Raw genomic sequence first — 7,552 nt, 5'->3', positions numbered from 1 at the left:
GGCTCGAGATGGATGACCTTCCTGTCGACCTCACTGAGGAAGAAATGGAGGAGATGGACGAATTGGTGTCGGCCTGGGCTGACGAGCTCAACGGCTTTCGATAGGCTAGCTCAGAGCTATCCAGAACTCGTCACTCTCGAGCTCTTTGTTAATGGTTTGTTTCAATCGTGTTTCACGCTGGCCGTCGGGTCGTGCCGTAAAGGGGAGACCCGGTGTAACTGGTCCCGTCACCGGCGCGATGGGGCCAAGCATGACCCGATATTGGTGGCCGCGATAGAATCAAGCCGCTCAACACCGAATTCGAATCAATGGGGACCCTTGTCACTGTCACCCGGGCGGGACGCGGCATCGGTTCCTCGGATATGATGGGTAATTCAGCTCCTTGCGATGAGGTTTGGAACGTGAGACTGGCCATATTGGCGTGGGCCTTGGGATGGCTGCTGGCATTGGAGGGTTGCAGCGCGGCATCCCTGCAGCGGATGGGATACGAGACGATGCAAAATGTGAAGGAGCAGCAGTGTCTGAACCGGGAGATGAGGCAGTGCCCCGAAAGCCCGACCTACGAAAAGTATCAGGAGCAACGCAGGGAACTGGAGGCCTCGGGAAAAGATGGGCAGTGATGGGGTGACCCCGAACGGGATGCCGGAATGAATCCCGTCATTGCGCTGGTCGGCCGCCCCAATGTTGGCAAGTCCACACTGTTCAACGTCCTGACCCGGTCACGGGACGCGCTGGTCGCCGACTTCCCGGGTCTCACCCGGGACCGCAAGTACGGTACCGGTCGGATCGGCGGGCGCGAATACCTCGTCGTCGACACCGGGGGGCTGGTCGGCGGCGATGAGTCCCTCGATGCACTGATGGCGGAACAGACTGAGATCGCGCTTCGCGAAGCCGACGCAATCGTCCTGCTGGTCGATGCCAGAGAGGGACTGACGGGCACCGACCAGACCGTGGCTCGATCGCTGCGACGGCACGGCAAGCCAGTGTTCCTTGCGGCAAACAAAACCGACGGGCTGGATCCCGAGCAGGCCGGTGCGGAGTTTCACGCCCTGGGGATATCGCCGCTGTTCTTCATCGCCGCTGCCCACGGGCGCGGTGTCCGGTCGATGATTCAACGGGTCCTGGACGAACTCCCCGACGCCGTAGAGCAGGGGCCGGCGCCCGGAGAATCAGAAGGCGGCATCCGCGTGGCCTTCCTCGGGCGTCCCAATGTCGGCAAGTCGACGCTGATCAATCGCCTTCTCGGGGAGGTTCGCCTGCTGACCTTCGACCGGCCCGGCACGACGCGGGACAGTATCGCCGTACCACTGGAGCGCGATGGCGAGCACTACACCCTGATCGACACGGCCGGCGTCCGGCGGCGCGGAAGGGTGACCGAAGCGATCGAGAAATTCAGTGTGGTCAAGAGCCTGCAGGCCGCCGAGTCGGCCAATGTGGTCGTGATGGTGCTTGATGCCAGACAGGGGATCGCCGAGCAGGACGCCACCCTGCTAGGCCTGGTGCTGGAGATGGGGCGGGCCCTGGTCATCGCGATCAACAAGTGGGACGGCCTGGATGCCGACACACGCCGACAGATCCGCTCCGAGATCGACCGGCGGCTTTCGTTCCTCGACTTCGCCAGGGTTCTGGAGATCTCCGCGCTGTATGGCAGCGGCGTCGGTGCCGTCCTGCCCGCGGTGCGCAGTGCGTATCGTTCGGCCAGCCGGCGCGCTTCCGCCTCGGAACTCACCCGGTTGTTGGAAAGGGCCGTTGCGGCGCATCAGCCGCCGCTGGTCAGGGGGCGACGGATCAAATTGCGTTACGCTCATCAGGGGGGCAGCAACCCCCCGACGATCGTGATTCACGGCAACCAGACCGATCGCCTGCCCGGGGCCTATCGGCGTTACCTGATGAATCATTTCCGCAAGGGGCTGCAGGTATCCGGGACCCCCGTGCGTCTGGAGTTCCGGACCGGTGAAAACCCCTATGCGGGGCGGCGGAACAAGCTTACCCCACGCCAGCAGCGCAAGCGTGTTCGCATGTTGCGCCATGTCAAGAAACGGGGTTGAGAGCGGATCCGGTACGTTGCAAACCGGTGCTTTCTCCGCGTCCTGAATGGCCAGGTCGCGCAGGACTGTCGGGACAGTGTTCAAGCAGGGCAGTTACAAGCGCTGTTCCCGAAGCGCTTCGGTAGAATCCCGATGCCTCCAGAGACCCGGAAAAATTACATACCGAGAACGATCCATGGACCACTTCTCCCCACGCGTAAGCATCGGATTACCCGTGTACAACGGAGAGCGATTCGTCGGGGCCGCGCTGGACTCGATTTGTAACCAGACATTCGACGACTTCGAACTGATCATCTCCGACAACGCTTCACGCGACAGAACGCAGGAAATCTGTGAGCGTTATGCCGAGAAGGACGGCCGGATACGATATTTCCGGAACGAGGCCAATATCGGCGCGGGGAACAATTTCAACCGGGTTTATGACTTGTCGAAGGGGACGTATTTCAAGTGGATGGCGCACGACGATGTCCTGGCACCGACGTTCCTTCGCGAATGCGTCTCCGTCCTGGACAAGGACGAAACTGCGGTATTGTCGCATCCGAAGGCTTCGATTATCGACGAGAACGGAGAGAGACTGAAGGAGTACGGTGTGGTGCTGAAAACAGATGCCGCCGCCGCGCACAGGCGCTTTGCCGAGATCGTACTGTCGCGACACAACTGCTACCAGGTTTTCGGGTTGATCCGGTCCGGATTGCTTGGCCGAACGCAGCTGATCGGGAACTACACGGGATCGGACCGGAATCTTCTCGCCGAGTTGAGCCTGCTGGGAATATTCGTCGAGGTCCCCGATGTGCTTGTCTTCTACCGGCACCACCCCGGTCGATCGATGAGCCTGTATCCCGATCGCCGCGAACGCAACGCCTGGTTTGACCCAGGTCTGAAAGGCGCTGTGAGTTTCCCTACCTGGCGGCGCGCCGCTGAGTATTCCAAATCCATAAAGCGGTCATCCTTGTCTCCAGCGGATCGTGCCTTGTGCTACACTTACTTGATGCGCTGGATTACCTTACGTAGCTCAGAGGGGTCAAGGAACTTCAAGCTGCTTGCACAGGACGTGGTCTGGGCATTGAGTCGAAAAATGTTCAAAAAGAAAAGCGTCTAGGCGATTTCTGTCAAGTGACATACCATTTTGCTTGTCTCTGTCGTCCGTCCTCTGTGTTGCGACAAAAGTGACATAGTTCGACGATGCGCCAGTTGTCGCGCCTTGACAACGAACGAAAATCCGGAGCGATCTGGCATGCCATCTTCCGGCAATCGCCTTAGCAATTCGTTTTCGCCATCCGGTAGGTCTCATGGACCAGAGACCGCCATTGCTCTCTGGCATGCGCGACAGAAATCGTCCCGGAGATTGCCTGCATCATCTGATGGTTGAGGTATCAGTGCACCGCTTGCCGGACATTTTCGGATATCTCCTCCTCTGCAATTTGTTCTGGCAAGGGATCGATCCGTACCGGCCCAAATTCCACCTGTGTGCGATAGCATATCAGCGCGACACCGTATTCCCCTGGTGGCAGGGGCGCACCTTCAACATCGGATAGCTGTTGCCAATGCGCGGGCTCCTTCTGATCCGCCGGCCACCACTTCATGCGTTGCGTATACCGGAGATGATTACCGTCGGCGTCGACAACCGGCCACACTTCCACGATTAGCCGATACTTGCCGTTCTCCAGCAGTGGGACATTGCGGTAACCATTTACCCAGGCAGGCTTTTCCGAGCCATGTTTGTACGAGAACTCGTTGCCTGCGCCCTTGTAGCGGTTCCAGTACCATGCCAGACTGAAACTCCACCCTCTTTTCGGTGTGACGCCGGGATCATCGGGACGGCCACCCCAAAGTGGAAGCACCCCGAATCCATACTCATGGCCGTGTTTTTCGATAGAAGCTCCGCGATAGATAAGATCTGTCTCGATGTGTCTGCCTGCCCCGGTTGCGCCGATCACGATGAGGATCCTGTCATAACCCTCGAATCCCGATTTTGGTCGCACACGTGCTTCGCCATCGTCTCCTGATACGACTTCCCAGTAGCCATCATCGGCCACCAGATCGGCATTCCGCCAGTTGACCAGACGCGGCAGGTCTACCGGATCCGGGTTATAGATGAATTCATAATTACTGATTTCTGTTCTCCAGAACGTCTCGGTCTCGATCTCAAGCCTGTTGATCTCCGGTTTGGCCAGCAGGGTATCGACCGGAAACTCGAGGGTGAACTGATTTCCTGAAACTCGCTTTCCCACCTTCGGTAGCGGTTGCCAATCGCCGTCGTTCAGGCGATAGCGCGCATCGGACACGTCGTCGTGTAGCGAGCCGGTCACGTTCGCGGTGAAGTGACCATGGCGGCGTGAGAACTCATCCGGAAAATGGTGGGGAGTGATCAGGGGTTGGTCGTCGAAATAGCCGCAGCCGGCGGTGAGGGCGATGAAGACCAGAATCACGGATGGCGCTGGTTTAGGGAAGCCCTGATTAAATGAGCGAGACAGGTGCAACGCAAGGCGCGCAGCGCGCGGCGACCGAGGCATATCAAATAGATTGGTGAGGGAGTGAGCAACGCGCAACGCAGCGATACGCCGTCGCGGCCAGTTGTTCAGGGATTCGCTGGCATATCGTTTTCTCATGGGTTATATCCCTTAAGGTCTAGAGGATCGGTAGCTTGGCGTACAGCTTGTTGGTTTCCGGTGCCGCGAGTTGTTCCGTCACCTGGACCGGATCCTGCTAATTACGGACAGTCCGATAAAGCGGTGCTAGGCTCGCAGCAATCCCGCCCCATGAATAACGTTCCATTGCCTGCCTGCGCCCATTCTGGCCCATTGTACTTCGCTTTTCCCCGTCGAGGGCCAGATCGACGATCGCCCCGGCCAACGCGCCCGAGTCGCCGGGTGGAATGATCGCGCCCACATCTGCGCACGAGACAATCTCGGGCATCCCGCCAATGTCGGTCGCGACGACCGGCACCCCGCTAGCCATCGCCTCGATCAGGCTCATGCCAAAGGACTCGCTGAGGGAGGGATTGACCAGGATGTCCGCCCGCCGGTAGAACTCTGGGAGGTCGGATTGTGGCAAGTGCCCGTGAAGGGTGACGCATGATTCCAGACCGAGTGCGCGAATCTTCTCCAAAAGATGGCCGTAGTATTGCGTGCGATCCTCGTTTCTGTAGAACGCGGAAAGTTCGACGGAGAGCGAATCTTCGCTAAACGCAGCGAGATACTCATGGGGGAGCTGCCGTTTGCTACCGACGATGTCGAGGGTGATGTTCTCGACTCGGCTCTTGACGGCGGGTAGCGCATCGATCAGGTAGTGCAATCCTTTCTCCGGCGAGACGCGACCTACGAAGAGCAGACGGACGCGGGATTCTGCGCTGGAAGCACCTTCCGGCGAGGACGGTTTGAATCTTTCCGGGTCGACGCCGTTATGGAAGGTGGCGCATTTGTCGGCGTAGGCGGGGAAGCGGTTTGCGATGGCATCGGTGATGTAGCCGCTGCATCCCGCGATCCCGTCGACATGGCGAAGGCGGGACTCGATGAGCGATCTGTCGAGCTGGGTGAGCCACTCGCAGTGCATATGCAGCACGAGTCCTGAACGGGGGTTGAGCCTCTTGATCAACGGTGCGAACTGGGAGAAGTTGTGCAGATGTATGACCTCGGCGTGAAAGGACCTCAGGTCCATGGCAACCTGGGCTGCGTACGGGAAAAAAAACGCCCAGGAACCGAAATACGGTTGATCGGGGGGATTCCTTGTCAGGAGCTTCTTCGTGATCCTGTTCAGCCGCAGGTCTGTCCTGGTGGAAATGCCACGGAATGCGACCCCCGCAACGCGGTGGTCTGTGGTGTCGGCCCTGCAATAGACCCGCACGTCGTGGTCGCGACCGAGTTGCCGGGAAATCTCGTAGGTCCAGATGCCGATGGAGTTTTGATCGGAGAACACGGCATCCATCGGCTGGCTGACGAAGGCGATTCTCATCTCGTCCTGGGTCCGGGGCAACCGAAAGTCACCGAAGCTTGCCTTTCGCCTGCATGACCTCCCTGAATGTCACGGTGATATCGCGTACTACCGTGCGATTGATAACCAGGGAGGCCAACAGGTAAGAAAGCATGCCGACGGCGATACAGGCCAGAAACAGGACCGGAGAGGGCAGGTCCGAGGAGCTGGCCGACCATTCGAGAGCGCGGATGGAAAGATACATGATCATCCCTGCACCACCGGAACGGAACAGGGGTTCTAGTACGTCCCGGGCCTGTAGATCGAGGTATCGAACGACAAGTACAAACGCGATTACCGACGACAGGAGCAGCGGTGTCAATACGGCATAGGCGATGGCAACGATTCCGTATCGTGCAAGTGCGATCAGCAGCACCACCATCAGAGTATGGTGCAGGACGCTGGTATACAGAAGCGCTTTCGGTTTCCCGATAGCTTTGAAGACAGGGCCCGTAAGACTTGATAGAGATAGCACCGTACCGTAAATCACCAGGACCTCCAGTACGGGCGCCGCGCCCGCCCAGTTCGCGCCGTAGAGTGTAGCGACCAGGGCCTCGGAGGTTGCGGACAGCGCCAGGCCGACGGGGATGGAGATCGGGGCCACGTGATTGATGGTCTTAAGGAATGTCCGGCGCAGTGCCGCCTTGTCATCCTGGATTCGAGATAGCGCCGGGAAGGCAATTCGGTTGATCATCCAGCTGATCTGGGTCGCGGGAAGTTTCGAAAGATTGAGGGCCAGCCCATAGATACCGAGATTTGCCGCTCCAAGCCATCGGCCGATGATGACCCGGTCCAGGGAATCACCCAGTGCCGAGATGATACTGAACCCCCAGAGGTATTTGCCGAACGAGAACAGTTCGCGTGCGATCTTCGTCGAGAACTCGAGCGCGGGACGCCATCCGGACAGCTTGAGCGAAACGCCGGCCCGAATGACCTGGGACGTCAGTTGTCCGAATACCAGGCTCCAGACGCCGAATCCGGAAAGTGCAAGGGAGATGGAAACAGCGGAGTACGAAACTCTCCCGATGATCTCCGATACCGCGAATTTGCCGAATTCCAGTTTTTTTCTCAGGACCACGCCGGTAATCGTGACCACACCGTCCAGTATAAAAGACATAGTCAGTACACGAAGGACATCAGTCAGCCTCTCCTCACTGAAGAAAGCGGCGGTCCAGGGAGCGAGAAACCATGCCGCCATGAACATGAGTGCATTGATCATGCACAGGATGTAGAACGTCGTGTTTGCCGAAACGCGTTCGTCTTCCCCTTCCTGGACCTTGCGTTGTATGTAGGCCGATCCGAGTCCGAATTCACGTACCACGGCGATGATGTGGATGGTCGCGTTTGCCATCGCGACCAGTCCGAACAGCTCCGGAACCAGCAGCCTCGCAAGGACGATGGTCGTCACGAAACGCAGGATCTGCGTCGTGACCAGGGCGATCGCAGTCCACTTCATGCCGAACCGGATCTGCTGGGAGTGGTTCATGTCTCTGGATGATCTTACGCCGAGCCGCCGCGTCGTTGTCTGGCACGCG

At 58.8% G+C, this 7,552-nt stretch carries 6 protein-coding genes; 3 read left to right on the top strand and 3 right to left on the bottom strand.

Features of this window, described 5'->3' with window-relative positions:
- Nucleotides 1-401: 401 nt before the first annotated feature.
- From LJE91_12840 to LJE91_12830, 3 genes are all read left to right on the top strand, one after another.
- The gene (locus tag LJE91_12840) at nt 402-620 is read left to right on the top strand and encodes a hypothetical protein (GenBank protein ID MCG6869569.1); all 219 of its coding nucleotides are present in this window, start codon (nt 402-404) and stop codon (nt 618-620) included.
- 27 nt (nt 621-647) lie between these two features.
- Nucleotides 648-2,048 (top strand): ribosome biogenesis GTPase Der, encoded by a 1,401-nt coding sequence (der, locus tag LJE91_12835; protein ID MCG6869568.1) that lies wholly within the window; start codon nt 648-650, stop codon nt 2,046-2,048.
- 175 nt (nt 2,049-2,223) lie between these two features.
- Nucleotides 2,224-3,147 carry a glycosyltransferase gene (locus LJE91_12830; GenBank protein ID MCG6869567.1) on the top strand — a complete coding sequence of 308 codons (924 nt, stop codon included), beginning with the start codon at nt 2,224-2,226 and terminating at the stop codon, nt 3,145-3,147.
- Between the two features lie 274 nt (nt 3,148-3,421).
- On the opposite strand, the gene LJE91_12825 is transcribed toward LJE91_12830, so the two are convergent.
- The 3 genes from LJE91_12825 to LJE91_12815 all read right to left on the bottom strand — a co-directional run bounded on the left by LJE91_12825 (nt 3,422) and on the right by LJE91_12815 (nt 7,503).
- Nucleotides 3,422-4,657, bottom strand: a complete 1,236-nt coding sequence (locus LJE91_12825) for a hypothetical protein (GenBank protein MCG6869566.1) — start codon at nt 4,655-4,657, stop codon at nt 3,422-3,424.
- 97 nt (nt 4,658-4,754) lie between these two features.
- Nucleotides 4,755-6,020 (bottom strand): glycosyltransferase family 4 protein, encoded by a 1,266-nt coding sequence (locus LJE91_12820; protein MCG6869565.1) that lies wholly within the window; start codon nt 6,018-6,020, stop codon nt 4,755-4,757.
- Between the two features lie 7 nt (nt 6,021-6,027).
- A complete protein-coding gene (locus LJE91_12815; GenBank protein ID MCG6869564.1) occupies nt 6,028-7,503 on the bottom strand; it encodes a lipopolysaccharide biosynthesis protein in 1,476 nt (491 codons plus the stop codon).
- Nucleotides 7,504-7,552: the final 49 nt, after the last annotated feature.

The sequence above is a fragment of the Gammaproteobacteria bacterium genome, assembly GCA_022340215.1.
GTDB lineage: Bacteria > Pseudomonadota > Gammaproteobacteria > JAJDOJ01 > JAJDOJ01 > JAJDOJ01.
The sequence above is the reverse complement of the archived record's forward strand: the minus strand, read 5'-3'. Positions and strand labels throughout refer to the sequence as shown.